This window comes from Arthrobacter sp. UYP4 (assembly GCF_057291175.1).
Map to the genome: position 1 here is coordinate 844,054 of NZ_JBXAVU010000001.1, position 24,855 is coordinate 868,908.

At 67.6% G+C, this 24,855-nt stretch carries 36 protein-coding genes and 1 tRNA gene; 25 read left to right on the forward strand and 12 right to left on the reverse strand.

The window, feature by feature from the left end; all coding sequences use genetic code 11:
* Positions 1-8 precede the first annotated feature (8 nt).
* The 6 genes from rfaE2 to AC0Z9V_RS03935 form a co-directional block, all read right to left on the reverse strand.
* Positions 9-1,376: a D-glycero-beta-D-manno-heptose 1-phosphate adenylyltransferase gene (rfaE2, locus tag AC0Z9V_RS03910; protein WP_485140759.1), complete on the reverse strand. Its 1,368-nt coding sequence runs from the start codon at positions 1,374-1,376 to the stop codon at positions 9-11.
* Positions 1,373-1,975 (reverse strand): D-sedoheptulose-7-phosphate isomerase, encoded by a 603-nt coding sequence (locus AC0Z9V_RS03915; RefSeq protein WP_133081028.1) that lies wholly within the window; start codon positions 1,973-1,975, stop codon positions 1,373-1,375. The genes rfaE2 and AC0Z9V_RS03915 overlap by 4 nt, the downstream gene beginning before the upstream one ends.
* Before the next feature lie 95 nt (positions 1,976-2,070).
* Complete coding sequence (locus tag AC0Z9V_RS03920) at positions 2,071-3,363, reverse strand: glycosyltransferase (protein ID WP_485140760.1); 1,293 nt, start codon at positions 3,361-3,363, stop codon at positions 2,071-2,073.
* Positions 3,360-4,361: a glycosyltransferase gene (locus AC0Z9V_RS03925; RefSeq protein ID WP_485140761.1), complete on the reverse strand. Its 1,002-nt coding sequence runs from the start codon at positions 4,359-4,361 to the stop codon at positions 3,360-3,362. Before AC0Z9V_RS03925 ends, AC0Z9V_RS03920 begins: the two co-directional genes overlap by 4 nt.
* Complete coding sequence (locus AC0Z9V_RS03930; RefSeq protein WP_485140762.1) at positions 4,358-5,461, reverse strand: glycosyltransferase family 9 protein; 1,104 nt, start codon at positions 5,459-5,461, stop codon at positions 4,358-4,360. The genes AC0Z9V_RS03925 and AC0Z9V_RS03930 overlap by 4 nt, the downstream gene beginning before the upstream one ends.
* On the reverse strand, positions 5,458-6,006 hold the full coding sequence (locus tag AC0Z9V_RS03935) for a D-glycero-alpha-D-manno-heptose-1,7-bisphosphate 7-phosphatase (RefSeq protein WP_459268658.1): 549 nt from the start codon (positions 6,004-6,006) through the stop codon (positions 5,458-5,460). Before AC0Z9V_RS03935 ends, AC0Z9V_RS03930 begins: the two co-directional genes overlap by 4 nt.
* Before the next feature lie 140 nt (positions 6,007-6,146).
* Between AC0Z9V_RS03935 and AC0Z9V_RS03940 the strand changes: the two genes are divergently transcribed.
* A complete protein-coding gene (locus AC0Z9V_RS03940) occupies positions 6,147-7,199 on the forward strand; it encodes a glycosyltransferase family 9 protein (RefSeq protein WP_485140763.1) in 1,053 nt (350 codons plus the stop codon).
* A 35-nt stretch (positions 7,200-7,234) separates the two neighbouring features.
* Here AC0Z9V_RS03940 and AC0Z9V_RS03945 read toward each other — a convergent pair whose 3' ends face one another.
* Positions 7,235-8,044 carry a sigma-70 family RNA polymerase sigma factor gene (locus tag AC0Z9V_RS03945; protein ID WP_485140764.1) on the reverse strand — a complete coding sequence of 270 codons (810 nt, stop codon included), beginning with the start codon at positions 8,042-8,044 and terminating at the stop codon, positions 7,235-7,237.
* 234 nt (positions 8,045-8,278) lie between these two features.
* On the reverse strand, positions 8,279-8,788 hold the full coding sequence (locus AC0Z9V_RS03950; RefSeq protein ID WP_485140765.1) for a MarR family winged helix-turn-helix transcriptional regulator: 510 nt from the start codon (positions 8,786-8,788) through the stop codon (positions 8,279-8,281).
* Between the two features lie 166 nt (positions 8,789-8,954).
* Between AC0Z9V_RS03950 and bcp the strand changes: the two genes are divergently transcribed.
* The 4 genes from bcp to AC0Z9V_RS03970 all read left to right on the forward strand — a co-directional run bounded on the left by bcp (position 8,955) and on the right by AC0Z9V_RS03970 (position 11,390).
* Positions 8,955-9,428 carry a thioredoxin-dependent thiol peroxidase gene (gene bcp / locus AC0Z9V_RS03955; protein ID WP_485140766.1) on the forward strand — a complete coding sequence of 158 codons (474 nt, stop codon included), beginning with the start codon at positions 8,955-8,957 and terminating at the stop codon, positions 9,426-9,428.
* Positions 9,429-9,495: 67 nt separating this feature from the next.
* Positions 9,496-9,577, forward strand: a tRNA-Leu gene (locus AC0Z9V_RS03960).
* A gap of 89 nt (positions 9,578-9,666) precedes the next feature.
* Positions 9,667-10,776, forward strand: coding sequence for a tyrosine-type recombinase/integrase (locus AC0Z9V_RS03965; RefSeq protein ID WP_485140767.1), 1,110 nt, complete (start codon positions 9,667-9,669; stop codon positions 10,774-10,776).
* Between the two features lie 62 nt (positions 10,777-10,838).
* On the forward strand, positions 10,839-11,390 hold the full coding sequence (locus AC0Z9V_RS03970) for a hypothetical protein (protein WP_485140768.1): 552 nt from the start codon (positions 10,839-10,841) through the stop codon (positions 11,388-11,390).
* A gap of 13 nt (positions 11,391-11,403) precedes the next feature.
* Here the strand turns inward: AC0Z9V_RS03970 and AC0Z9V_RS03975 are convergent, their stop codons facing one another.
* From AC0Z9V_RS03975 to AC0Z9V_RS03990, 4 genes are all read right to left on the reverse strand, one after another.
* A complete protein-coding gene (locus AC0Z9V_RS03975; RefSeq protein ID WP_485140769.1) occupies positions 11,404-11,619 on the reverse strand; it encodes a DUF3263 domain-containing protein in 216 nt (71 codons plus the stop codon).
* A gap of 22 nt (positions 11,620-11,641) precedes the next feature.
* Positions 11,642-12,043 (reverse strand): ImmA/IrrE family metallo-endopeptidase, encoded by a 402-nt coding sequence (locus AC0Z9V_RS03980; protein WP_485140770.1) that lies wholly within the window; start codon positions 12,041-12,043, stop codon positions 11,642-11,644.
* A gap of 255 nt (positions 12,044-12,298) precedes the next feature.
* Positions 12,299-12,817 carry a hypothetical protein gene (locus AC0Z9V_RS03985; RefSeq protein WP_485140771.1) on the reverse strand — a complete coding sequence of 173 codons (519 nt, stop codon included), beginning with the start codon at positions 12,815-12,817 and terminating at the stop codon, positions 12,299-12,301.
* Positions 12,818-13,068: 251 nt separating this feature from the next.
* Entirely contained in the window at positions 13,069-13,605 is a 537-nt protein-coding gene (locus tag AC0Z9V_RS03990) for a hypothetical protein (protein ID WP_485140772.1), read from the reverse strand.
* 262 nt (positions 13,606-13,867) lie between these two features.
* On the opposite strand from AC0Z9V_RS03990, the gene AC0Z9V_RS03995 reads away from it, so the two are divergent.
* From AC0Z9V_RS03995 to AC0Z9V_RS04090, 20 genes are all read left to right on the forward strand, one after another.
* On the forward strand, positions 13,868-14,125 hold the full coding sequence (locus AC0Z9V_RS03995; RefSeq protein WP_485140773.1) for a helix-turn-helix domain-containing protein: 258 nt from the start codon (positions 13,868-13,870) through the stop codon (positions 14,123-14,125).
* On the forward strand, positions 14,122-14,433 hold the full coding sequence (locus tag AC0Z9V_RS04000) for a hypothetical protein (RefSeq protein ID WP_485140774.1): 312 nt from the start codon (positions 14,122-14,124) through the stop codon (positions 14,431-14,433). The genes AC0Z9V_RS03995 and AC0Z9V_RS04000 overlap by 4 nt, the downstream gene beginning before the upstream one ends.
* 116 nt (positions 14,434-14,549) lie before the next feature.
* Positions 14,550-15,188, forward strand: coding sequence for a hypothetical protein (locus tag AC0Z9V_RS04005; RefSeq protein WP_485140775.1), 639 nt, complete (start codon positions 14,550-14,552; stop codon positions 15,186-15,188).
* On the forward strand, positions 15,185-15,442 hold the full coding sequence (locus tag AC0Z9V_RS04010) for a hypothetical protein (protein WP_485140776.1): 258 nt from the start codon (positions 15,185-15,187) through the stop codon (positions 15,440-15,442). Before AC0Z9V_RS04005 ends, AC0Z9V_RS04010 begins: the two co-directional genes overlap by 4 nt.
* A complete protein-coding gene (locus tag AC0Z9V_RS04015; RefSeq protein ID WP_485140777.1) occupies positions 15,439-15,621 on the forward strand; it encodes a hypothetical protein in 183 nt (60 codons plus the stop codon). Before AC0Z9V_RS04010 ends, AC0Z9V_RS04015 begins: the two co-directional genes overlap by 4 nt.
* Positions 15,618-15,830 (forward strand): hypothetical protein, encoded by a 213-nt coding sequence (locus tag AC0Z9V_RS04020; protein ID WP_485140778.1) that lies wholly within the window; start codon positions 15,618-15,620, stop codon positions 15,828-15,830. Before AC0Z9V_RS04015 ends, AC0Z9V_RS04020 begins: the two co-directional genes overlap by 4 nt.
* Positions 15,824-17,458 (forward strand): DNA cytosine methyltransferase, encoded by a 1,635-nt coding sequence (locus AC0Z9V_RS04025; protein ID WP_485140779.1) that lies wholly within the window; start codon positions 15,824-15,826, stop codon positions 17,456-17,458. Before AC0Z9V_RS04020 ends, AC0Z9V_RS04025 begins: the two co-directional genes overlap by 7 nt.
* Positions 17,459-18,040: 582 nt before the next feature.
* Positions 18,041-18,385: a hypothetical protein gene (locus AC0Z9V_RS04030; RefSeq protein ID WP_485140780.1), complete on the forward strand. Its 345-nt coding sequence runs from the start codon at positions 18,041-18,043 to the stop codon at positions 18,383-18,385.
* Entirely contained in the window at positions 18,382-18,519 is a 138-nt protein-coding gene (locus AC0Z9V_RS04035; RefSeq protein ID WP_485140781.1) for a hypothetical protein, read from the forward strand. The genes AC0Z9V_RS04030 and AC0Z9V_RS04035 overlap by 4 nt, the downstream gene beginning before the upstream one ends.
* Entirely contained in the window at positions 18,513-19,124 is a 612-nt protein-coding gene (locus tag AC0Z9V_RS04040; protein WP_485140782.1) for a hypothetical protein, read from the forward strand. The genes AC0Z9V_RS04035 and AC0Z9V_RS04040 overlap by 7 nt, the downstream gene beginning before the upstream one ends.
* Before the next feature lie 2 nt (positions 19,125-19,126).
* A complete protein-coding gene (locus AC0Z9V_RS04045; RefSeq protein WP_485140783.1) occupies positions 19,127-19,510 on the forward strand; it encodes a hypothetical protein in 384 nt (127 codons plus the stop codon).
* Complete coding sequence (locus tag AC0Z9V_RS04050; RefSeq protein WP_485140784.1) at positions 19,507-20,292, forward strand: beta clamp domain-containing protein; 786 nt, start codon at positions 19,507-19,509, stop codon at positions 20,290-20,292. The genes AC0Z9V_RS04045 and AC0Z9V_RS04050 overlap by 4 nt, the downstream gene beginning before the upstream one ends.
* Positions 20,292-20,768, forward strand: coding sequence for a hypothetical protein (locus AC0Z9V_RS04055; protein ID WP_485140785.1), 477 nt, complete (start codon positions 20,292-20,294; stop codon positions 20,766-20,768). Before AC0Z9V_RS04050 ends, AC0Z9V_RS04055 begins: the two co-directional genes overlap by 1 nt.
* Positions 20,765-21,097, forward strand: coding sequence for a hypothetical protein (locus tag AC0Z9V_RS04060; RefSeq protein WP_485140786.1), 333 nt, complete (start codon positions 20,765-20,767; stop codon positions 21,095-21,097). Before AC0Z9V_RS04055 ends, AC0Z9V_RS04060 begins: the two co-directional genes overlap by 4 nt.
* Complete coding sequence (locus tag AC0Z9V_RS04065) at positions 21,085-21,849, forward strand: DNA-methyltransferase (protein WP_485140787.1); 765 nt, start codon at positions 21,085-21,087, stop codon at positions 21,847-21,849. Before AC0Z9V_RS04060 ends, AC0Z9V_RS04065 begins: the two co-directional genes overlap by 13 nt.
* On the forward strand, positions 21,846-22,208 hold the full coding sequence (locus AC0Z9V_RS04070) for a hypothetical protein (protein ID WP_485140788.1): 363 nt from the start codon (positions 21,846-21,848) through the stop codon (positions 22,206-22,208). Before AC0Z9V_RS04065 ends, AC0Z9V_RS04070 begins: the two co-directional genes overlap by 4 nt.
* A gap of 44 nt (positions 22,209-22,252) precedes the next feature.
* Entirely contained in the window at positions 22,253-22,591 is a 339-nt protein-coding gene (locus tag AC0Z9V_RS04075) for a DUF4326 domain-containing protein (RefSeq protein WP_485140789.1), read from the forward strand.
* Between the two features lie 3 nt (positions 22,592-22,594).
* On the forward strand, positions 22,595-23,677 hold the full coding sequence (locus AC0Z9V_RS04080) for a hypothetical protein (protein ID WP_485140790.1): 1,083 nt from the start codon (positions 22,595-22,597) through the stop codon (positions 23,675-23,677).
* A complete protein-coding gene (locus AC0Z9V_RS04085; RefSeq protein WP_485140791.1) occupies positions 23,674-24,030 on the forward strand; it encodes a VRR-NUC domain-containing protein in 357 nt (118 codons plus the stop codon). Before AC0Z9V_RS04080 ends, AC0Z9V_RS04085 begins: the two co-directional genes overlap by 4 nt.
* Positions 24,027-24,836, forward strand: a complete 810-nt coding sequence (locus tag AC0Z9V_RS04090; RefSeq protein ID WP_485140792.1) for a hypothetical protein — start codon at positions 24,027-24,029, stop codon at positions 24,834-24,836. The genes AC0Z9V_RS04085 and AC0Z9V_RS04090 overlap by 4 nt, the downstream gene beginning before the upstream one ends.
* Positions 24,837-24,855: the final 19 nt, after the last annotated feature.

A 24,855-nucleotide genomic window follows, 5' to 3' on the forward strand; every position in this document is an offset into this window, starting at 1 on the left:
GCAGCCCGTCAGCCGACGCGTGCCAGCGCGGCTGCAAGTTTGGTGGTGGAGCGTGCCGGGATGTACGGGACGGTGACCGTCCTGCCGCCCCAACTGCTCACGAGGGCGGCCTCGGGGAGGTCCTCCGCCGCGTAGTCGCCGCCCTTGACCCAGATGTCCGGCTGGAGGCGCGAGATGGCGTTCTCCGGTGTGGACTCACCGAAGACGAGCACGGCGTCGACGCACTCGAGTGCGGCGAGCAGCTCGGCGCGGTCCTCCTGCTTGATGATCGGCCGGTGCTCGCCCTTCAGCCCCCGCACCGACTCGTCGGAGTTGAGGCAGACGATCAGGCAGTCCCCGAGCCGTCGGGCCGCCGCGAGTGTGCGGGCGTGGCCGGCGTGCAGGAGATCGAAGCACCCGCCGGTCGCGACCACCGTGCCACCCGATTCCCGCGTCCGGCGGGCCACCATGAGTGCGTCGAGGCCGTCGACGGGCAACTGCTCGGGCGCCTCCTCGCGGCTGCGGCCCATCGCGCCGACACCTCCCGAGGCGAGGAAGTGTGCCGCTGCTTCGGTCGCCTGCTGTGCGGCGACGTCGATCGCGGCTCCGCCTGCGAGCCCGACGGCGAGCGCGGACGCGAAGCGGTCACCCGCCCCGCACGGGTCGGACGCGGTGACGCGCGGTGCGGGCACCACCTGGGGCAGCAGGCCGGCCGCCGCCACGAGGGCGCCGTGCTCCCCCATCGTGACGAGGACCGCCCGGCTCCCCCAGGTCCGGAGCAGGACGTCGGCGGCCGCGGCGGCGGCCTGCGTGCCGGAGCCCTCGACCTCGGCGAAGCGGAGTGCCTCCCCGATGTTCGGCGTCACCGCGGCGACTCCCGGGACCGGTTGCGCGCCGGCGGGATGCGGGTCCCACACGACGGGCACCGAGGCGGCCAGCGCCTCGAGGCGGGCGCGCAGTGTGTCGTTGGCGAGGAGACCGCGGCCGTAGTCCGCCGCGATGATCGCGTCGGCGCCGTCGAGCGCCGCGAGCATGTCCGCCGTGCAGCCCGGGAGGGGTGGCTTCGCGCAGCCCTCGTCGAAACGCACCACGGGCTGGCCCGAGGCGCGCACGCGTGTCTTCACCGGCGTGGGCGCCCCGGAGGGGCCGGCGACAACGGTCACGCCGTCGAGTTCGGCGCGCAGCAGGCCTGCGGCGTCGTCCTCGCCGAGGACGGTGACCAGGACGGCGTCGTACCCGTCCGCCTGCAGCATGCGGGCCACGAGACCCGCTCCTCCCGCACGGCGCTGGACCGCGTCGACGTCGACGACGGGGACGGGCGCGTCGGGTGAGAGCCGGCCGGCGCCGCCCGAGAGGTCCGTGTCGAGCAGGACGTCCCCGACCACCACGATCCTCATCGCTGGGCCTCCCGGTAGCGGCGGACCTCGGCGTCGAAGGCCCGGCAGATGGCGTGCAGCGCGATCAGGTGGCCCTCCTGCGCGTTGGCCGACGCCGCATCGATCGCCACGTAGTCGTCCACGCACTCGGTCAACGGGTTGGGGCCCACCCCCGTGAGGGCCCAGGTCGTGATGCCGGCCGATCTCGCGGCCTCCACGGCGTGCAGCAGGTTGGGGCTCTTGCCGCTCGTGCTCAGGAGCATCAGGATGTCGCCGGGGCGGCCATGGGCGCTCACCTGCCGGGCGAACATCCGGTCGAAACCGTAGTCGTTCGCGATGGCCGTGACGGCCGAGCTCTCGGCGTGCAGGGAGATCGCCGAGAACGGCTCGCGCTCGCCGTCGAACCGGCCCACCAGTTCCGCGGTGAGGTGCTGCGCCTCGGCGGCCGAGCCGCCGTTGCCGGCTGCGAGGAGGCGTTGCCCGGCCAGCAGGCGGCCGGCCATCTCCACGCCCCAGCCGGCGAGCGTGCCCGCGTTCTGGACGAGGGACTCCACTGCGGGGGTGACCGCCCGCAGGTGGTCCAGGACGAGGCGCCGGGAGTCCACCTGGACCTGGTCCAGTGTGCCTGCGGCGGTCGGGGCGGGAGTACCCGCACCCCGGGCCGGTATGGCCGGATCGGTGCGCGCGCCGGTGTATACGTCGGAGAAATGCGTGGTCACAGTGCCCTGCCTCCCGTGCTTTCGAGTCGACGCGCGGCACTCCGCCGCGCTGGGGTCTGCTGGACGGGTGCTGCGGCGCCCAGGGCCGTCTGGTAGGCCTTCTCGGTGTCGGCGGCGATCCGGCTCCACGAGTAGCGGGCCTTCACGCGGCGGTAGCCGTTGTCGCCCAGTTCGCGCGCCCACTCGGGATCGCCCACCATGTCGGCGATGGCGGCGGCGATGGCCGCCGGGTCCTGCGGGGGGACATGGAGACCGGTCTTGCCGTCCACCACGGTGTCCACCAGGCCCCCGACGGCAGCCGCGATGACCGGGACGCCGCACGCCATCGCCTCGAGCGGGACGATGCCGAACGGCTCGTACCACGGCGCGCACACGACGGCATCGGCGCTCCGGAGGACCGCGGGCATCTCGGCGCGGGAGACCTGGCCCCGGAGCACCACCCGGTCGGCGACGCCGAGTTCGACGGCCAGCGCGCGGAGCCGCTGCGCCTCGGGGTCGTCCTCGAGTCCGGTCGAGTTGCCCGCTCCACCGACGATGACGAGTTCGACGTCGTCGCGGCCCATCACGGCGAGTTCATGCAGGGAGCGGATGGCGAGGTCCATGCCCTTGCGCGGGACGAGCCTGCCCACGCTGACGATCCTGTGCGGCTGCCCGCGGTCCTCGACGGGTCCGTGCGGGGTGAACAGTTCGAGGTCCACGCCGCAGGGCGCGATCGACACGCGGCTGCCGGGTACGCCCATCGCCTTGAGCTCGAAGACCTCGTCCGAGCAGGTCGCGACGATCCGGTCGGCGCTGCGGCCCACCATCGTCTCCAGCATGAGCCGCTCGGAGGGGCTGGTGTCCTCGGCCCCCTGGTGGCGGCGCTTGACCGTGCCGAGCGCATGGAAGGTCTGGAGGACCTGCACCGGGCGGCCGGCGGCACGCGACTGCCCGGCTGCGTTCAGGGCGGCCAGTCCCGACATCCAGAAGTGTCCGTGCACGATGTCCGGCGGTTCGGTGCCCCAGTCCGCCACGATGCCGTCGGCGAGCTCGCCCATGTAGGGCAGGAGCATGTCCTTCGGGACGATCCGCACCGGGCCTGCCGTGATGTGCACGACCTCGAGCCTCGGGTCGGTCCGGACGCGATCCGGCAGCGCAGGGTCGTCGCGGCGCGTGTACACCGTGACCTCGTGTCCGCGGCGGGCGAGCGCGAGGGACAGTTCGGCCACGTGCACGTTCTGTCCGCCGGCGTCCACGCCCCCCAGGGCCGCGAGTGGACTTGCATGCTCAGACACCATCGATATCCTCACTGCGCTTTCCTTTCTGTTACCGCCAGGACCGGGTGCCGCGTCGGTTCCTGCGCCAGGACGTCGTCCCAGTCGGCGAGGAACCGGGCGAGCCCGTACCGTGCGAGTGCCGCTTCCCGTGCAGCCAGTCCCCGTGTGCGGGCCTCGTCCGGGTCCGCGATGAGTCGTGCCGCCATGCGCACGAGGTCGTCGATGCAGGTCGAGATCGCCCCTGCCTCGGGCGGCACGGCGCGCGCCGCCTCCGTGGTCGCCAGCGCCAGCACGGGCAGCCCGACATGCATGGCTTCCAGGAGGGAGAGTCCGAGGGACGTCCACCGCAGCGGGTGCACGTAGGCCCGCGACCGGCCGAGCCGGGCGTGCAGGTCCGCCATGCCCAGGTCCCCGCCGATCCGCAGTTCCGCCGGACCGAGGTCGAGGGCGGCGGCGAGCCGGTCCGTCCCCATGCCGAAGACCTCGAGCGGAGCCACGCCCGCGAACCGCGGGAGCAGGTCCGTGCCTGTGATCCTGCCGCGCCGGACGGGTTCGTTGATGACCGCTGCGAGCTGCTCGAGTTCACCCGTGTACAGGTAGCCCGGATCGACGATGCCGTGCTCGATGACCCGGGTCCGCGCGATCCCGCTGTCCCAGAAGAGCTCGTTGAAGTGCGTGACGTGGACGATCGGTATGTCCGTCCGGTCCGCCAGCGGATGCACCGTGCCGACGATGTCGCGCCGGGGTGTGTTGTGCTCGAGGAAGACGGCGGGGAGGTCCCGGCCCGGCGTCCGTCCGAGGAGCCGCTCGCATTCGGCGATCTCCTCGATCCTCTGCAGCACCACGACGTCGATGTCGGCGTCCCGCAGGTCGTGCGGGGCCACCTCGACGACGGAGGCTGGCCAGTCGCGGCCGGCGCGGCCCAGCCCCCATGCTCCGCCGTCGGGCGTGGTGGGCAGCAGGTAGGTGTGCGTGCCCCTCACGAAGGCGTCGGTCCATCCTCCGTGGACGTGCCATAGCAGGATCCTCATCGGTTTCCCCTCGTTGTTCTGCGGCCGTCGGTGCGGCCGATGCTGCGGCGCGAGCCGAGCGACGATATTCCGGAACTGAGGCGGAGGACGGCGTCGACGACGTCCTCCGGCGAGACGTTGGACAGGCAGGGATGGCCCTGGACGGGACAGATGCGGGCGCGGCTGAGGGCGCAGGCCGCGTCCTGGTCACCGAGCAGTTCGACGGGCACGCGGTACGGGGCCCAGCGGATCGCGGGCACCACGGGCGAGAACAGGCACACCACCGGTGTCCCGACGGCGGCTGCGAGGTGGGCAGGGCCGGTGTTGCCGGTGATCACGACGGTGGCCCCGGCGAGCACGGAGCCCAGTGTGGCCAGGTCCGTCCGGCCGCCGAGGTCCAGGGCCTCCGGGCCGGCGACGGTCGAGGTCAGGTCCGTCTCGTCCGGGCCGCCGGTCACGACCACCCGGAACCCGGCGGCGGTGAGGAGTTCGACGGCGGCCGCGTGGTGCAGGGGCGGCCAGGCCCGGGCGGGCACGGACGCCCCCGGGTGGACGACGACGTAGGGTCCGCGGCCCACGAGGTCCGCGGCGTCGACCAGGTCGGTGACCTGGAGCCGGCCGTCGTCGCCGGGAGCCAGGGCGTACCCCGCGCCCTCCGCGATGCCGAGGGCACGCTCGGCCTCCGGCTGGTCCTCCGGGAAGTCCTCCCCCGGCTTGAGCCGCACGTCGAGGAGCGATCCCGCGTAGTCGACGGATGCTCCGGCGATGCGCCGCACCCCGGCGAGGCGGAGCAGCAGCGCGAGCGGCAGGGGCGACTGGTGGAACGAGGTCAGGATCACGGCCTCGTCGACACCGAGCGCCACGACCCGGTCGTGGAGCTCACCGACGAGGTCGGGCGTCGGGTCGGGGGCGGGATCCACGATCCAGGGCGCGGACCAGGTGACGACGTCGACGACGCCGGGCAGCAGCCGTGCGGCTGCCGCGCCCTGCGGTCCGCACAGCATGACGACGTCGTTCGGCGAGTCGCCGTGGTCGCCGGCGGCGATGGCGCGGACGGCCGGCCCGGCCAGGAGCACGTCACCGGCGCTGTCGAGGCGGGCGACCAGGACGCGGCGCCTCACGGGGTACCCGCCCAGAGGGAGGCGACGGCCCCGGCCAGGTCGCCCGCGACGGCCGGGGCCGCGCGGATCTCGTCCTCGAGCGTAATGTCCGTCGGCACCAGCACCGCGCGTGCGCCGGCGGCCTCTGCCGCGCCCATGTCCGCTCCGATGTCCCCGATGACGGCCACCTCGGACGGGTCGAGCCCGAGGCGCTCGCTGGCCGACACGATCATGCCGGGCCCCGGTTTGCGGCAGGCGCATCCGTCCGCCGCCCCGTGCGGGCACACCTCCCACACGTCGAACGGCCCGAGCAGTTCCTCCACGCGGGCGTTGACGGCGTCCACCTGCCCGCGCGTCACGAAGCCGCGCGCGATGCCGGACTGGTTCGTGACGACGCCGACCGGGATCCCCCGCGACCGGAGGCCGTCGAGGACCTCCCGGGCACCCGGCATGGGTCGCACGAGGGTCGGGTCCCCGTTGTACGGGACGTCCACGACGATGGTCCCGTCGCGGTCGAACAGGACCGCCCGGGGGGCTGTCCGCGATCGTTCGGCCGAAGTATGCATACAGGCTTAGTTCCCGGGAAGGAGCAGTACTAAACACTTCGCACCGAACTTCTTCTCCTCGGGGATCCCCGCACCGCCGGGCGCGCCCTGGACGGGGCGACGACGACGGGCACCCGCCTGCCTCTGGCAGGATGATTCGCATGACTTCCGAGGGCTCCCGTGCCACGAGCGCCGAGCGCGCATCGCAGCAGCACCCACCAGCCACCCCTGCGGCGTCCGCCACGACGGTCCCCGCCACGACAGTCCCCGCCACGACACCGCCGCCCGACGGGCGCCCCGAGATCCTGGCCCTGCGGGCGCTGAAGCTCGGGGACCTCCTCGTCGCGGTGCCGGCTCTCCGGGGACTGCGCCGCGCCTTCCCAGAGCACCGCATCCTCTACGCGGCACAGGAGTGGCTCCGCCCTGTCGTGGCGCTCACCGACGCCGTCGACGACCTGCTGCCCACGCACGGTCTCGACGACCCGCTGCCGATCGAGCACGGCCGGATCGACCTGGCCGTCAACCTGCACGGCAACGGCGCGGAGAGCAGGGGACGCCTCGAGGAGATCGGGGCACGGCGCCGCATGGGACACCGTTCACCGGGCTGGGACGGTCCCGAGTGGGACAACGACGCCCTCGAACGCGAGCGCTGGGCCTCGCTCGTCAGCTGGCACGGCGTCCCTGCCGATCCGCTGGACTGCCGCCTCCGGATACCCGACGGCGAGAGTCCCGCCCCGGACGCCGTCGTCATCCATGTCGGGGCGGCCTACGGCAGCCGCCTCTGGCCCGTGGAGCGGTTCGCCGCGGTGGCGCGTTCCCTGGCCGCAGCCGGTCACAGGGTGGTGTTCACGGGGAGCGGGAAGGAACGTCCGCGCGCCCTCGCGGTCGCCGACGCCGCAGGGCTGCCCGAGGAGTCCGTCGCGGCAGGGGAGCTTCCGCTCGACCGCTTCGCACGCCTGATCGCGGGTGCGTCCCTCGTCATCTCCGCGGACACGGGGGCGGCCCACCTCGCGTCGGCCTATGCGAGACCGTCGGTCATCCTCTTCGGGCCGGCGCCGGTGTCCTCCTGGGGGCCACCGCCCGGACCCCACACCGTCCTGACGGATGCGTCGCTCCGCGTCGGCGAGACCTTCTCCCCCACCCCGGATCCGGCCCTGATGGCCGTCACCGTGGAGCAGGTCCTGGCCGCCGCCGCCGACCACGGCATCGCCTAGGAGCGTCCCCCCGGCGCGCCAGCCCGGCGCTTCTGCTAGGCGATACCGGACCGCGAGGGCCGCTGCTCCGGGGCCGCCGGCGCGGCGAGAAGCCTCTTCTGCAGCTTCACCAGGATCCGCGCGAGGGTCCGCGAGACCTGCATCTGGGACATCCCGAGCTCGTTCCCGATGCCCTGCTGTGTCTGCTCCATGAAGTAGCGGCGGTAGAGGAGTTCCTTCTCGCTGCTGTCGAGTTCGTTGACCGCGCTGCGCAGGGAGATCATGTCGTCACTGCGTTCCATGCCGTTGGAGTCGCTCGCGAGCGTGTCGGCCCAGCTGCGCCCCTCGAAGGGCGCATCGAGCGAGTCGGGGCGCAGGCTGGAATGGGACGCCTGCGCCTCCAGGATCTTGTCCTCGGACCAGCCCAGTTCCAGCCCGAGTTCGCGTGCCGTCGCCTCGCGGCCGAGCCGCTGGGCCATGGCGGGAGCTGCCCGGGCGATCTCCGTCCGGAGGTCCTGGACCTCGCGCGGCGGCCGGACCACCCAGCAGGAGTCCCGCAGGTAGCGCTTGATCTCTCCGTTGATCGTCGGTACGGCGAACGACGCGAACGGAACGCCCCGCGCCGGGTTGAAGCGCTGCACGGCCTTGATGAGTCCGAGGTAGGCCACCTGACGGATGTCGGACGCCTCCGGACCGGAGGCCGCGAAGGACCGTGCCACGGATTCCGCGATGTCCATGTGCCGCAGGGCGATGTCGTCCTGCAGGGCCGCCGCGAGGGGCCGCTCCGGATACGTGGCGGTCGCCTGCCCAGCGACGTCCCGTCGGGGGCCTCCGTCGGACACCTCGTGCTCGGCAGTCGTCTGCATGCTGTTCTCCGTCTGGCGTTGGGCACTCACGGTTCCCAACAAAACATCAGCCTGCTTAGTACGCAACCCATCGTCCCGAAATGTCCGATTCCGGGCAATGCCTTCCCTTTTCCTCAGGAGAGGAGTAGTGGCAGCAGCTCGCCGGAGCGCTCCCGATGCGCGCAAAAAGCCCCTCGCCGGATGGCAAGGGGCTTCGATCCAGGGCCTGGTTGGGTGGCCGTGCTCCGGGGCAGATCAGCCGATGACGGTCGCAGCGGGCCCCGGAGCGCCGGACTCACCGAGCGCCGCGTCCTCCTGCACGGCGTCATCCTGCGCCACCCAGTTCCATCGCGGAGCGCCCAACTGCCGGATGACCGTCTGGAGGTGGTTCCGCAGTTCGTCGGAGACGAGCCCACCGCCCGCGACCAGGGTGCGCTCGATATCGTCCGCGGCATCGAGCACCTTCCGTCCGTCGGGCGAGATGGAGACCAGATGGGAGCGGCGATCGAGGTCATTGCGCACGCGGCTCACATGTCCCCGGGATTCGAGGCGGGAGAGGGTCTTGCCCATGGTCTGCGCCTGCACGCGCACGATCTGCGCCAGGCTCGCCTGCGTCATCGCGCCCTGGTTCGCGAGGACCCCCAGGGCGATCACGCCGGCATGGGTCACCCCGATGTCGACCAGGCGCTCGTTCCAGGCGTGCTCGACGAGGCGGGCTGCCGTGGTCAGCAGGCGACCGGTAGGCCATTGATCCAGATCGGGCATAAAACAGTGCACTTCCTCTCGCTTGCAGGACCGGCTGCCACCGTCGGCGTCGGATCTTCCACCTATGATAGCTAGGCGGGTTGGTCCATTCCTCCCAGCCGGCCGGACAGGCCGATCCGGGGGGCGCATCCCGCTCCGGCCGAGTAACGAACCTGAAGGAGTATTCATGTCGCAACGACTCGCCGCGGGTGATAGTGCCCCCGACTTTACGCTCAACGACGCCGAAGGCAACGAGGTGACCCTGTCCTCGCAGCGGGGCAGCAGCGTCGTCGTGTACTTCTACCCCGCTGCTGCCACGCCCGGCTGCACCACCCAGGCCTGCGACTTCCGCGACAATCTCGCGTCGCTCGACGCGGCCGGGTACCGCGTGCTAGGGATCTCGCCGGACCCTGTCGCCAAGCTGGCGTCCTTCGCCGAGCAGGAGTCCCTCACGTTCCCCCTCCTGTCCGACGCGGACCACGCGGTCGCGGACGCCTACGGCGCCTGGGGCGAGAAGAAGAACTACGGCAAGACCTACGACGGGCTCATCCGTTCCACCGTGGTCGTCGACCCCGACGGGACGGTGGCCCTCGCGCAGTACAACGTCAAGGCCACCGGCCACGTGGCGAAGCTCAGGCGGGACCTCGGCATCGACCGGTAGGGCTCGGGAGGGTGCCCGCTTTCGCGTTACAGTGAAAGGACGGGCCGCTTCCAGCGGAGCAGCCCGAGCGCGAGTGGCGGAATTGGCAGACGCGCTGGATTTAGGTTCCAGTGTCTTCGGACGTAGGGGTTCAAGTCCCCTCTTGCGCACAGTAAAACGCCTAGTCAGAGGCACATTGACCGGGCTGGTGTTGATGAAGTTGGCAAAAGTGTTGATCGGGCTCGTACTATTCCGGTCTATGGCCAGCATCAAGCACCAGACCCGGTCCGATGGATCGACCCGTCACCAGGTCCTGTGGCGCGACCCCGAGACGCGCAAGCAGCGCTCGCAGTCCTTCGATGATCCGTCCGCTGCAGAGATGCTGAAGAACTTCCTCAACGCCAATGGGCAGTCCTTCGCGCTCGCGTCGGAGGCTGCAGCTGACCTCCGATCCACGGCCCCGCGGGTGCGCGACGTCGTCGCCGACCACATAGCCAGCATCAGCGGCATCGAGCCGGGGACGCGCTTTCGCTACCGCCGCCTCCTCGAGAACCACATCGACCCGCACCTGGGCAGCATCCCCGTGGACCGACTCCGGCGCGCGCAGGTCCTGTCCTGGTTCGAGGGTCTGAGCGTGGCGGACAAGACCCGGAAGAACATCCACGCGCTTCTCTCCGCGTCGCTGGAGACGGCGGTGGCTGGCCGCCTCGTCGCCGAGAACGTGGCCAAGGGTATCCGCGGGCCCAAGTCTGTTGTTCGGACGCGAGAGCCAGTCTTTCTGAGCAAGCGTCAGGTCGAGGTGCTGGCTGACACGATTGACCCGCGGTACGCCACGCTCATCCGGTTCTTCGCCGCGTCCGGCCTGCGCTACGGCGAGGCCACCGCACTCCGCCGACGCGACCTCCGCAAGCACGATGACGGGCGGTACGTCGTCCATGTGACCAGGGCATGGAAGAAGATCGAGAAGGGCTACGAGCTCGGCGGCCCAAAGAGCCCGAAGAGCCGGCGCACCGTCGCGCTGCAGCGCTCGCTGTCTCCGGCCGTCGCGGAACAGCTCCACGGGCTCCGGCCTGACGACCTCGTCTTCCAAAATACGAAGGGCGACCCGCTGCGGCATGATCTGTTCCGGCGGGTGTATTGGCTGCCCGCTATGGAGCTGCTGCTCGCCCGCGACGACGAGCCGTACTTCGACCAGGCTCCGACGCCACACGACCTGAGGCACACGCACGCAAGCTGGCTCATCGCCGCCGGCGTCCCTCTCCCTGTCATCCAAGCGCGCCTCGGACACGAGAACATCACCACTACAGTCGGCACCTATGGGCACCTCGCGATCGGCGCCGACGCCAGCGCCGCTGACCTACTTGGCTGATCTTCCCGTAAGATCTCCGAGTGCTTTCAACACTCCCGCCAGGCGCAACAGATTCAGCTTCAATGGCTGAATGGGTGGGTGCCATCGGCTCGGCAATAGGTGCGGTGGGGACGGTAGCCGCGGTATTCGTCGCCCTCTGGCTTGCTCGTAGAGATGGCAAGCGCCTCGAGGAGGAACGAAAGGCCTCTGCGCTCGACAGGCAGACTTTTCGCGAGGAGCAGCAGCGGGAGAGCTACCGCAGACGGCGCAACGATGCTTCATGCCTAATCCTGACCGTCGACACAGCCAACAACCGAGACTTCGAGGGACGGCTTCGCATAACGGCGAGAGTCGACAATACGGGCACGCAGCCGATGTACGAGGCGACCGTGATCTTCCGAGCCAGGGAAGGCTCCGAGGACGTAGATACCGCATTCGGCGTGGCGCACCAGTTGCAGCCAGGTGGCTTTCTCACCTGCGAGACGCGACAGTTTGCTCATGGTCTCCTGCGGGTGGAATTGCAGTTCGACGATGCCGAGGGCCAGCGCTGGCGGAGAAACATCGTGGGCTACCTCGAGACACTCGATAGGGAAGACCCAAGATATTGGAGGTATGGCGGGCGCATAGTCATCTGACTCTCAGGAATGGCTAGAAATTGACGCCAAGTCGCGGAGGCCGCCGTGCGTGCAGGCGGGTCGTCCGAGCGTTCCGGAGTCGACCGATGAGCATCGGGTTCCACGCGAGTGCGGCTTCGAGGTCGAGCAGCTGGTTGATTCGCTGGTAGAAGGCCGTGGGCGTGACGTTGAACAGGCTGGTGATGGCGTTCTCGCGGGCGCCCTGGTGCTTGTAGTTGGTGCCAGCCATGAGAAGCATTTTCTGGTCGCGGTCAGTCAAGAGTGTGAAGGGCATCGCGTTCCGTTGCGTCGAGGTGAGTGAGTCGGTCCCAGAGAACCTCGGGCGTAACCCATAGTTCGTCGGCCATCTCCCAGAGGTTGTTCCCCGCCCAGCGGTACGCGGCGATCAGGTCCTCGAGAGAAATGAGCCGGCGGGCCACTATGACCCGGACCACGAGCTCGATGCGTAGGCTCTGGTGGCCGCGGTGCCCCATGCGGATGTGCTGGAGTTCGTGGGCAAGTGCGCAGCGGCGCTCGACCTGCAGCAGCCACTTGTCTATGAGGATCCGGTCGACGCCGTTGGTGCGGGCATCGACGCCTTCGGGCAGCTCAACCCACTCCACGGTGATATGGGGCAGGGCGCGCAGTTCGCGCCAAGGGTGGGTTGAGACCATGCCCCCAAGTTAGAGAGCGCCGGTGACCTTATTGGTTCACCAGGGGAACTACATCCGTGTCATTCAAGAGCGCACTGAAGATAGGTCTGAGCAGGGCCTTACGGGTTCCTCCTAAGCACGAGGGGGTGACACACTAGTTGTAGCTGGTGCGGGTGCCCGGAGTCAGGATGAACGGGACCACCTCATCGCGTTGAGGGAATTGGTGCGGTACCCGATCGATACCGCGCGGAGGTTCGAAACCTTTCCCGCACTAGCTCAGTCCTTTCGCACCGCATATGCATCATCGAGGAATGAGTCGATGGAGGCGTGCGAGAAGATGCGGCTGCCGCCGGCCGGCGGTTGCGGTGGATTGAGACCTATCCAGTGCTGTGCGAAGTGGGCAGTGCGATGAAGCATCCTAGCCAACGCTGCATCGTCGACACATCGCCTTACGAGGAACAACAGCGGCCCGGCGGCAACGACTTCGATCGACCCTATGGTGGTCTCTCCCGACACTCTTTCGACCGGCATACCCGCGGACTCGATGGCAACCGCAATGTCAGTTGAGAACGCCATCCTCACCTCGGTGTTGGGGGGCATGAGGCCGTGGCGGAGGAACTCCCGCTCGTTCTGGAAGTGATAGGCCTTGGTCCCGATTGACGCATCCCAAACCATCGCCGTTTTCGTGGCCCAGAGTGCCATCAGGGAAGCATCACGCCTGAGATCTATGTCTTGACGTCGCCCCTCCGCTAGAGCCTGGAATACGGGCTGGAACCGACTCTCGAGCGTTGCCATCCACCCGTTGTTACAAGCCGCGCAGACCGATCGACTGATCAGTTCTCCGCTTGGATCCAGAGGGGTCACGCGGGGCTTGAAATCAGGAAACTGGAGATCCGTGTCCTGCACGACGACGGTCGAGAAGCGAGCTTGGTCTAAGGGAAAGCCACGCTTCCAATGTTCCTTGAGCATCCAGAGCGGGAAAATGTGCTCGGCAGTCAGCGGCCCTGGTGCGCCGCAAAAGATGCATGTCCTCGCCACGGCTCCCCCTAGTCCTGCGCGGCCTCGGCGGCCTCGTCCTGCAGCCGCCTGAGACGTCTTCCCTGGCTCTCGCGGCCAGTCTCGTATGCGGCGAGGTCGACGTCGTCCTGAGTCGTCTCGTCGCTTGATGCAGGGCTCTCCCCTGCTCGTGTAATGGGGGCGGTACTGACATTCCCATCACCCTCTTCCTCGGTCGCTGCTCGCACCACGGCGATGAGAGCGTCTTGCATGGAGGGCGACAGCTTCTCGGTTCCCGCCGGCAGGCGACTAGCGAGTGCGGAGGTAGGGTCCGCGACGTCAAGACCGAGGCTTGCGGCGTATGCAAGCACTACGGCTTTCTCGCTGGTCCGGAGGATGGCGGCGATCGCCCGGAACGTGTCCGGGTTCTTCGGCCAACTCTTCGGGCCAGCAGTGACGAGCTCATTGAGGTACTGGAACTTGAGGCTGTAGCCAGCTTTCGAGGCGCGCTCCACCAGGTCACGGTAGGAAAGCCCGGAGGTGTCCTTCTCGTGCCGGAGTAGCTCGCTGATCGACTGCATGGCCATAGCTTCATCGTTCCTGTCAGGGGTGCGCAACGGGACGGAAACCTAGCCGTCTACCACTGCTGGACAGGCTCACACTATCGAACCGTCTACTAAGTGTTTTCCCGATCGGGCTCGTGTCTTGCTACTGCGCGCGAGAGAGGCAGTTTCCCGGTATTGACACCCGTCTACCAGTGGACCTACGTTTGTACCGTACTGATTGACAGATAGACGTCTACTAGGGGACACTTTGAAAACCAGAAGAAGACCAACCCGAGGAGTTTGGATGCGCCTGAACAGCTCCAGCACACTGCGGGCTTTGATGGAGCAGAATCGGATCTCACTCGGCATGATGGCGGACTACGTCGGATGCTCGAAGGGCTTCATCTCGCATCTGCTCGCCGAGCGCCGCCGGTCCTGCACCCCGCTCCTGGCTGACCGCATAGCGCGGGTGCTCCACGTCCCGACCAGTGTCCTTTTCACGGAGTACAAGTCCCCCAGTGCGGTACAGGGCGTCAAGCAGAAGGAAAGGGCAGTGGCATGACGAAGGTGTTCTTCACTCCGAAGGAAGTGGCCGAGGAGCTCGCTCCCGCCATTCAGGAGTTCACGATCATCCGAAAAGCCCGCGCAAAGGAGATTGAATGCTCGCGCGGCTCAAAGAACGCCATCCTCTTTACCCGTGAGCAGATCGACTTGCTCGTTCAATCCATGAGGCAGCCCGCTGAAGCGAAGGCAAGTGCTGCCCCGGCGCCGGCCGACCTCGTTGCGATCTCCGAGCCGCCAAACGTCTTTGGCGCCACTGAAAGATCCCACCGGCGCACCTCGCGCTCGCAGGCCCAGCGCACGGGCTAAATCAGACCCTCCCGCGGCGTGACCAGCCGCCGCGGGAGTACCGGCCGGGAGTCGTGCCTGAGACCCGCGACTCCCGGTCACCCCACTCTTCCCCTCCTCACCCGAAGGATCCGTCAATGTCCGCTACACCCATGCCTGAATCGGCCCAGCCACTGGTGTCGATCCCCTTTAATCTCTACTTCCACGGCCTCGACAAACCCCACTGGTCCGCCGAGACGGATGGCTTCCGCCCGGACCCGGACGCGCAGCGCCGCGCCGAGAAGTCTCGCCAGGTCACCGGCAGCGCTCGTCGCCGGCGAGTAGCCGCACTGCACGACAGCATCAAGCGGCTGGAGAAGGCGGTCTACGGCTTGTCCGAGTTGGACGAGACGGGCTTTACCGACGTCGCAGCCCAGCACCTCGAGCGGCGCCTAGCCAACACTGTCTCCCAGTGCCGTTCGCTTCTTGGCGACATCGCGGACGCCGTCAACACCTACCGCGTGCAGGAGATCGCATCCGCCACTTCCCCGGATGAGGCGGACGACGGCGACATGGAGGACCCGCACGCCGACCACGCCGAGGGCGAGAACCTGTCGGCTCCGGCCGCGAAGCCTGCCGGCGGCAAGATCACGCCCCATCAGGGAATCGTCTACACACACGGCCCGGGAGGCATGCCAATTCCGGACGGGGGACCAATCCCACCGCCACCGAGCCCGGCAGAAATGGCACTCATCGTCGATCGCAACCGCCGCAACCTCTTCGCCCAGCGGCGATGACCAGGCGCCGAGCGGTCGCCTACGTCCATCCGACGGGGCACCGCCCCTACCGCGAGCCCGCGCAGCTCGACTACCGGGACAACGGCGAGCTGAAAGCCCAGCTGGCCGCATACGCCCGCAGCAAGTGGACCACCGCGACCCGCATCGACATCGACCTCGGCGCCAACCAGATCCTCATCAACGGACACGTCGCCGCCGGCTTCGCCATTACAGACCCCCGCCCAAATGCAAATCAGGAAGGCCTCCCGCTATGAACGTCACCACCTCACCAGCAACCCGCCACCGCCTCCGCATGCTTGCCTGGCTCGCGCTCGCCGCCTTCGCCGTCCTCCTCATCGCCACTACCGCGACGCCGGGCAGCTTCGACGGCCGCCACCTCCTCGCGGTGTACGCGCTCGCCGCCCTGGTGCTCGAGGCCGAGTGGACGCCATGAGCGACCCTGTCGCTGACGTCGAGCAAGGCTTCGCCACTGGGACGGCGGAGCGGCTGCGCGTCCTCGAGGTACGCGCCCAGACGCAGGCACAGCGCGCCGCGGACGAGCTGGCCAGAGGGAACCACGACTACGGCGTGATGCTCCTCGTCTGCGCCCTCATCACCACTGCACAGATCGACAACACCACACAGGAAGGATCGTCATGCTGACCCTCACCGATATGTTCTGCGGTGCTGGTGGATCCAGCACCGGGGCCACGGAGGTCCCGGGCATCACGGTCAAGAGCGCTATGAACCACTGGCAGCTCGCGATCGACACTCACAACAGCAATCACCAGGACGCCGCGCATCTCTGCGCCGACGTCTCGCAGGTAGATCCTCGCTATGTCGCCAGCTCCGACATCCTCTGGGCGTCACCGGAGTGCACGAACCACTCAGTGGCGAAGGGGAAGAAGCGCGTGTCGAATCAGGCCGACCTGTTCGGCGACACGCTGCCCGACGAGGCAGCCGACCGGTCCCGCGCCACCATGTGGGATGTGCCCCGGTTCGCCGAGCACCACGGGTACAAGATCATCATTACCGAAAACGTGGTCGACGCCGCGAAGTGGGTGATGTTCGATGCCTGGCTGATGGCCATGACGAGCCTCGGCTACGACCACCACATCGTCTATCTCAACAGCATGCACGCTCAGCACGGAGGCCTCCCCGCGCCACAGTCCCGAGATCGCATGTACGTCGTCTTCTGGCGCAAGGGCAACCAGCGACCTGACTTCGACAAGTACTTCCGGCCGAAGGCGTACTGCACCGGATGCGACATGGTCGTGAACGCGATGCAGGTCTTCAAGAAGGCCGAACGCTGGGGCCGCTACCGGGCCCAGTACAACTACCGATGCCCGAACACCGCCTGCCGTAATCAGGTGGTCGAGCCAGCTTGGCTGCCGGCTTCCAGCGCCATCGATTGGTCCATTCTCGGTGAGCGCATTGGCGACCGTGCCCGCCCGCTCGCGCCAAAGACCCTTGCCCGGATCCAGGCCGGTCTTCGGAAGTACCACGGCCGCGACCTGCACCTCGAGGCCGCCGGCAACCAGTACGACTCCGCGGACCCGCGCCGCGGCGGCGACTACTTCCGCATCTGGCCTGACACGGATCCGCTCCGCACTCTGCACACCACTGCGACAAAGGCCCTGCTCATGCGCAACAACACTGCGCGGGGCGATCAGGCGCAGATGAGCACGCCCGTCGACGAGGTCATGCGGACGCTCACGACCGCGGGGCACCAGTCCCTCCTCGTTCCAGTGGAGGGCAGGGAGGGCAAAGCTGCTGCGCTCGCCGTCGATGCCATGCGAACGATGACAACCCGCAACGAGACCGCGCTGCTCATGACGAACACCTGGGCAAACCGGATGCGCGAGGTCAACCAGGAGCTTCCGACGCTGACGACGGCGAACACGCAGGCCCTGCTCATGTCGTACTACGGCAATGGCGGTATGAAGTCGGTGGGACACCCGGTGGACGCGATCAGCACTCGGGACCGCTTCGCGATGATTACCACGCTTCGCGGCACGAACGCCCCGAAGGACGTCGCTGAGCCCCTGGACACCTTCGCCGCCAACGGCACGCACCACGCGCTCACCGAGTGGAAGGTGCCCGACGTCGAAGACTGCCTGTTCCGGATGCTCGAACCCCACGAGATCAAGCGAGGAATGGCGTTCCCTGCCGAATACAAGATGCTCGGCAACAAGCGCGAGCAGGTCAAGATGTCCGGCAACGCGGTCACCCCGCCAGCGGCCCGTGACCTCATTGCGTGCGCGGCCGAATCGCTCGGAGTAGCTGCATGAAATCCGAGGACCTGGCACCCGTTCCCGTCGTCGCATCCCCCCACCTTTGCGGCGGCCGAGGCTGCTTCTTCTGCGAGTGGTCGAACCCACCATTGGACTTGCCGGACCTCTCGCGCCCTGAGGACGCACGGTGACCACTCCAGACCCAGTGGCTTGCCCGGACTGTGATCGCCTGTTGATCTGCCCCGATTGCAAGCGACCTGTCCGCAGGCGAGGACAGAAGGCCGCAGATCACCCGGGCACCTTCCTCATCAAGGACGCCTGGGGACGCTGTGACACGTGCGCCCGAAAGGCGCTCGCCGAGCAGTCCACGGCGGAGAGGGCTACGGCCTCCGACCAGCCTCCTACCCGCCCGATATGCGCTGTCGAGGGCTGCGACACCGAAACCTCGACCTACGGCACGACCGGCCGGTGCTCCGCACATCGGCACCCGCGCTTCGGCGAGGACTTCGAGGAGGCCATACTCCGACCTCTCCCGGAGCCACACACCCTCGACCCGGATGCACGCAAAGCCAGACAAGCCCTCGACGACTACTGGGCAGACCGCCGTCGCCGCGGAATCCCCTCGAAAGGCACAGCAGCATGACTCAGACATCAGCCCCACCAGAAACCCGTGAAGACGCCGCCACCGCAGCCGAAGCCCTTCACCTCGGCTGCGAAATGGGCCACAGCCCCGGCTCGCCGATGACGCCTTGCATAAAGCGCGCCGAGTGGGCCGTCCGCACACACCAGCCAGAGCCCAACCAAGGCCTCTGCCCCCGCGTCATGCTCCTCTGCGACGAGCACCTCGAACGCACCCGAGCCGCCTACGAAGAGCAATGGGCAAAAGTCCAGCGCATCCTATACCCGATCCGCTGCGGCATCTGCAGCGGCGCTGTCACCGGCCTCGAGGACATCCTCTGGGGCATCGAAAGGATCCGACCATGATCGCCCGCATACGCGCTCGCGCTCGCCGATGGTGGCACCGCAACATCTGCGGACCAACGCAGCCCGGCTACTACTCCCACCTGGACACCCGCGACGGCCTCGGCCGCACCCATTCGAAGGAGGCAGCGTGCTGAACCACGTACCGCTCAGGGAGCACGACCAGATCAGCTTCGGCCTCATCCACGGTCGTTGGGACGTCGTAGGCGACACCCGTGACGGCCGCTACGTCCTGGTGAATAACATCCCGTCCGAGACCTACCAAGTCATAGACCGCGAGCAGGGCTTCCGCGGTGCTCTGACTGGCGGGCCGATGGTGAACCCGTACGGGGCAGATGGCCCATACTTCGACATCGACAACCGGGACGACGACGCGCAGTCAATCCTCGACGCTCTCGAGGACGGCCAGCAGCTCGCGCTCGGCAGCCTCATGCCGCTGTGGATCACCAACCACTGGACGAGCGAGATCCGCGGACCTCATCTCGACCTGGACAAGCTCAGCGATTGGGCTGGGCGCCGCGTCTACCACTGGCTCCGGGCCAACGGCTGCCGGTGGGAGGTTGGCACCAGTGCCATCGTCCGTATCCGTGGGAGGCGCGTCGAGCTCGACGCATGGACGATCCGCAATCGCCACCAGGCCAAGACCCTGTGGCCTCGCCGCTTGCCCCACAACTTCGAGCCCCCGGTCAAGCACCGCAGCTTCCGGATCCGCGTCCCACTCTCGACCATTAGGAAGGCCTGACCATGTCTCCACGATTCAGCGGCAAGCAGTACCCCGGCGCGATGAAGGACTACCGTGCCAAGCTCCGAGAGGAGGCCGCCGCCCGCCAGGCAAAGTCGGACGAGAAGACCGCCCGTGTCCTCGATCTGTTCATCGCCGTTTGCGGCGACTTCCGCAAGGCCACGCAGCCCCTCGTCTACGCATTCCTCGCGCTCGGCAAAGCGCTCGCGGGACAGCGGGAGCAGACGCAGGACGACTACGCCCTTGTCCCTGGCCAGCTCTCCATCGTCACCGACCCCGGTCCGGTATACGACCTGGGCGGCACGCTCCCGACAGGCCTCTCCGTGATCAGGAACGACTCCGGAAAGCCCCGCTACTTCGAGCCGATGAGGAAGGACGACCAGTGATCCTCGACGTCAATACCCTCGACTTCCGCCGGGCCCTACAGTCCGTCATTCCGCACGCGAGCAATGACACGAACACGCCCTCAATCTGCGGCGTGAATTTCACGGCAACCGCCGACAACCTGTACCTGACCGCGACGAACCGCTACACCCTCGGGCACGCGATCGCCAGCGTGTGGGAGGCGCAGCGCCTCACCGGCAACCCGAACGACGACAGCTTCATGCTGACAACCGATGTCGCGAAAGAGCTGCTCGCCCTGTTCAAGTCCACCGGCAAGAAGGACGAAGAGGAGATCGGCGAGGCCCTGCGCATCACGGTCGACGACGAGTCGATTCGATTCCTCGACGTCGGAGGCCTGTTCCCGGGCAAGCTCCTGCAGATCCCGCGCCAAGAGACCGAGCCCTTCCCCGTCAAGTGGGCAACTCGACTCACCCGAGCGCTAACGGCCGCGATCGTCGTGCCTGACCGCCTCGCGACTCAAGGCAAGTACCTTCGCCTCTTCGCGGCCGCCGGCGCCGCATACGGCGAGCCACTCCTCATCGAGCCCACGGGCGACGTCGGCCAAATCCTCATCTCCTGCGGTGAGTCCTTCCTCGGCCTCCTAATGCCGGTCCGCGCCTCCGACGAGACCGAGCTCGCGGGCAAGTTGCAGGACTGGCGCCAAGGCTGGCAGAACCGCCTGCCGGAGCTTGCGCTCGCCATGCCGGTGACGACCGCCAGCGGCAACTTCCTGCGCGACGGCCGGGGTTTTCACGGCTCGATCACCGTCGAGGAGGTGCAGTAATGACCGGCGGACCCGTTAGCCAGGTGAAGGAGTACCTGCGCCAGTTCTCCCGCACGGGAGCGAATGCGATCGACACTCTCGACGACGGCACGACCGAGGTGTCGCTGCTCGCGACCGACCTACAGGCCCTGATCTTCGCCGCGGAGTCCGTGGCACGCGAGCAGCGCGCCCACTGGATCAACCAGTACACCGTCGAGGACGCCGATAGGGATGCCGCGGAGCTGGCGATCGAGGAGTTCCGAGCAGGCGGCGCGGTGCATCCCTTCCTGAGCGTCGTGTCCGCTGCGCTTCCGCACCCCTTGGACGTCGAGATCCCGGACCCGGTCGCCTTCGTCCTGATCTCGAAGGGCTGGACGCCGCCGGAATCCGACCAGTACTGCCCGCGCAGGCTGTCCGCACCCACCAAGCACGACTTCCTTCCCCACACCCACGCCTGCCCCCACTGCGGCGCCCACGAGAAAGAGACCACTCCATGACCACCACAACGAAGGACCCTGTCCTGGTCGTACCGGACGAAGCCGCCGGCATGTACACCCGGCTCCGCCAGCATGCCGGGTCGCCGGCCGACAAGCTGTTCATCTTCGCCCAGAACAAGGCCGCAGCTGACCAGTGGGCCCGCGACAACCAGTTCAACTGTCACGAGGTCACCTACATCACCAACTATGTGCAGCTGCGCACCATCCACACGAAGGCCCACCCTCGCGTCTTCCTGCATGGTTGGCGCTCGCATCCGCAGTTCCGGTCTATCGGCGCCGAGCTGGCGATCCGCGACAAGGTTGCACTCCCAGCGGGATGGCGACCATGAGCCGGCCGTACTACGAGGACGAAAGCATCAAGCTGTATTTGGGCGACTGCCGGGATGTCCTCCCCGGCATCCGGGCAGACATGTGCCTTGCCGACCCTCCGTACGGCGACACCTCATTGGAGTGGGATCGCTGGCCCGATGGTTGGGTGCAGGCCGTCGAGGCGACCCTGCCATCCGACGCATCTCTGTGGTGCTTCGGATCCATGCGGATGCACCTCGACCGCCAAACCGACTTCAACGCCTGGACGTACGGGCAGGAGCTCGTATGGGAGAAGCACAACGGGTCCAGCTTCCACAGCGACCGGTTCAAGCGCGTCCATGAAATCGCCATGCACTGGTATCGCGGCAGCTGGTCCGAGGTATTCAAGGACCCTCAATTCACCCATGACGCCCGCGCCCGCACCGTCCGCCGCAAGACTCGGCCCACCCACACCGGGAACATCGAAGCAAGCAGCTACACCTCGGAAGACGGCGGCCCCCGCCTTGTCCGGTCGGTACTCCAGGTGCGGTCCATGCACGGCAAAGCCATTCACCCCACCGAAAAGCCCATCGGCATCCTCGACCCCATCATCCGCTACTCCTGCCCGCCTGGCGGCACTGTTCTCGACCCCACCGCAGGCTCAGGATCAGCCGGGATGGCGGCCCGCATGTCCGGCCGCAAGGCCATCCTGATCGAAGGCCGCGAGGACTACTGCGAAGTAGCTGCGAACCGCTTCGCTCAAGCCGAGCTCATCTTCGGGACAGCGTCATGAGCGTCGTCCAGTTCCTACGCCCGAACGCCTCAAGCTGCGATTGGGGCGGCTGCGACGAGCCCTCCGTCGCATACCGGCGCTCGCCGGACGACGGCTCGATGCTCCCGGTCTGCTCGCAGCACAGGAGCGAGACGCCGCCTCAGATTGACGACGCCCTGTTCATCAAGGAGGTCCTCGACGACCACCCCATCGTCTTCTGGGCGACGGACGATCCGGACCGCAACGCTGCTGGCTGCGACGGTGAGGACTGCGACTGGGAAGAGCCCATCGAGGCCGGCTACGAGCACCCGGACGAAGCTGGCAACCTCCACCAAGCCGAGATGATTGCGGCCGCACTCCGCGAGCGCGGCGAGGCGTAATGAGTCCGCAACGTATCCAGCGGAAGCGGACGAAAGGCTGGCGCATGCCCGACAGCGCCGTATACGTCGGCCGCGGTACCCGATGGGGGAATCCGTGGGTAGTGGATGCGAGCCAGGCAACCGAGCCTCCGCGGAACCAGTACCGGCGGACGGCGGCCGAGACCGTCGAGCTCTACGCCGCGTGGATTTCCTACGAGGCAGACACCGTCCTGGGGGCGCTGGCAGGTAAGGACCTTGCCTGCTGGTGTCCCCTCGACCAGCCCTGCCACGCCGACGTCCTGCTCAAGCTAGCGAACCCCGACGACACCCTCGCCGTCGCGCTCGCCGACACGGAAGGCCAAGCACTCGTGCAGGCCATCCTCGACCGAAAGACGACTCCGTAACCCATGCCCTGGCTCCGCTCCGGCGACACCGCCGCAAACCACCCCATCGCGCTCGCCGCGCTCGAGCACGACAGCTTCGACGAGCGCCTGCTCAACGAGGTCTTCGGCTTCGTGATGCGCTGCGCCCTGCAGTCGACCGCACACCTGACCGACTATGTCGTGTCTCGAGGCACCGCCATCCAGATGGCTGGCGCCTCCCGTGTCGCTCTGCTGACGGAGGTAGCCACGTTCGCCGGCTACTGGGTTGAGCAGCGCGTCGAGGTCGACGGGGCGGAGCGCACGGTTTACAAGCTGGTCGAGGATCCCGAGTTCATCCACATGCGGACGAAGGAGGAGATCGAGTGGGAGCGTCAGCGCAAGACCGACAACTCAAATCCCGCGCTGATCATCCCGGTCCGCTTCCGCGACGGTGACGCCTGCCGCTACTGCGGCAAGGTCGTCAACTTCCTTGCCCGCAAGGGACGCCTCGCGGGAACGTATGACCACAGGGAGCCTGGGAAGCCCGCGACCGTAGACACCTACGTCGTGGCCTGCGGAGCCTGCAATGCCGGCCGGTCCGATGACCCCGCTGCAGACACCGCCTACCCGCTCCTGCCAGCCCCCATCAAGCCCTACTACTCCCCGAAGACCATCGAATGGTTGAAGGGCCACGAGTGGGCGCAGAGCAACGGTTACAGGCCGCCACGGCCTCCGGCTCGCACCATCCCACCAGGACAGCCATCAGGCAACGGAACCACCGGCCAGACGGCACCAGCAGCACCACAGGCGCAGGGCAACGGACATTCCGGCCCCGCGCAGGGCGACGGAACCACCGGCCCGCAGATCAGCCCAGAGCCGCGCAAACAAGCCGAAGACATACCCCCACCACCACGACCTGACAGAAATCCGCAGATTCCAGCAGATCCAGCAGATCAGCAGTCTGCAACTTCTGGAATGTCCGGGACGGGTAGGGACGGGACGGGACGGGTAGGTGAGGTTAGGTCTGGTCACCCAGACCAGCCACCCTCCAAACCTGATCCATCCTCCGAACCTCCCAAGCGCAGACGCAACAGGAATAGACCAGGCAGGAGAGGCCGCACCTCATGACACCCTTCCCCATCAGGACAGCAGCAGAGCAACGACTCTTCGACTGCAACCAGTGGACCGAAACCCAGTTCCAGAACAAGATCACGCAACTCGCCAAGGAGCTCGGCTGGCTGGTCTATCACACACATGACAGCCGTCGATCTGATCCGGGCTGGCCCGACCTCGTCCTTGCACATCCGATTCGGCATCGCCTCATCATCTGGGAGCTCAAGAGCAAGACCGGCCGAGCCACTCCCGCGCAGCTCGCATGGATCACAGCACTGCGAACCGCCGGCATCAACGTCGGCATCAAGCGCCCGGAGGACTGGGCCAACGAATCGATCCAGCGCGAGCTGCAAGGAGCAACTCCATGACCAACCCATCGCCAGCAGCCCTCACGAAGACGGCTCGCTACCTCATCGACGGACAGCCCGTGCCTTACTCCATCGCCGTCGACGTCGCCGACCGCCCGAAGTTTTGCATCATTGGAGACGTCCACAAGTCGGCCGAGCGCGGCTCCAACCTCTGCGCCGACTGTACCGCCCAGCTTCGCTCCGACCTCAGGCTGATCGAAGACCGGTGGGACAACCTCGAGGACGCACTCATGACCGTGCGCCAGAAGTCCAACGGCGAACGGCCCGGATCCAGCACCGAAGGCTCGGCCGCCCCGATCGACCTGAACATCAGCGAAGCTATGGGCCTCGCACGAGACGCGGTGTGGGCAATCATCGCCCGCATCTCCCGCGACCACGTCATCGGCCGCGACGGCAAGCCCGTCCGCTTCCTCACCGAAGAAGGCACTTGGGCCCTGGCCGGATTGCTCGGTCGCTACTATGTCGACTACATCGCCACGCACCCCGATCAGGACTTCACCGAGCGGGTGTACCGGATGACCTGGTCAGCGGGCAGGAAGGTGGAAGACGCCGTGCATCCACCGAACGCACGCCGGCCCCTCGACTCCCACTGCCATCAGTGGATCACCACCGACGAGGGAAGCCGCGCGCCGTGCCCTGGTCAGCTCGAGGCAGTAGTGGGCCTCGGCGGTACCAAGATCGTCGAGTGCTCCGAGGATCCGCTGCACAAGATGCCGATCGAGAAGTGGATGCAAGTATCGAGCCAGCGAGCTACCAAAAAGAGCAAGGTGGCTAGCAGGCTCGCGGCCAGGTACGGAGGAGCATGACACGCCGGTCATCCGCCCG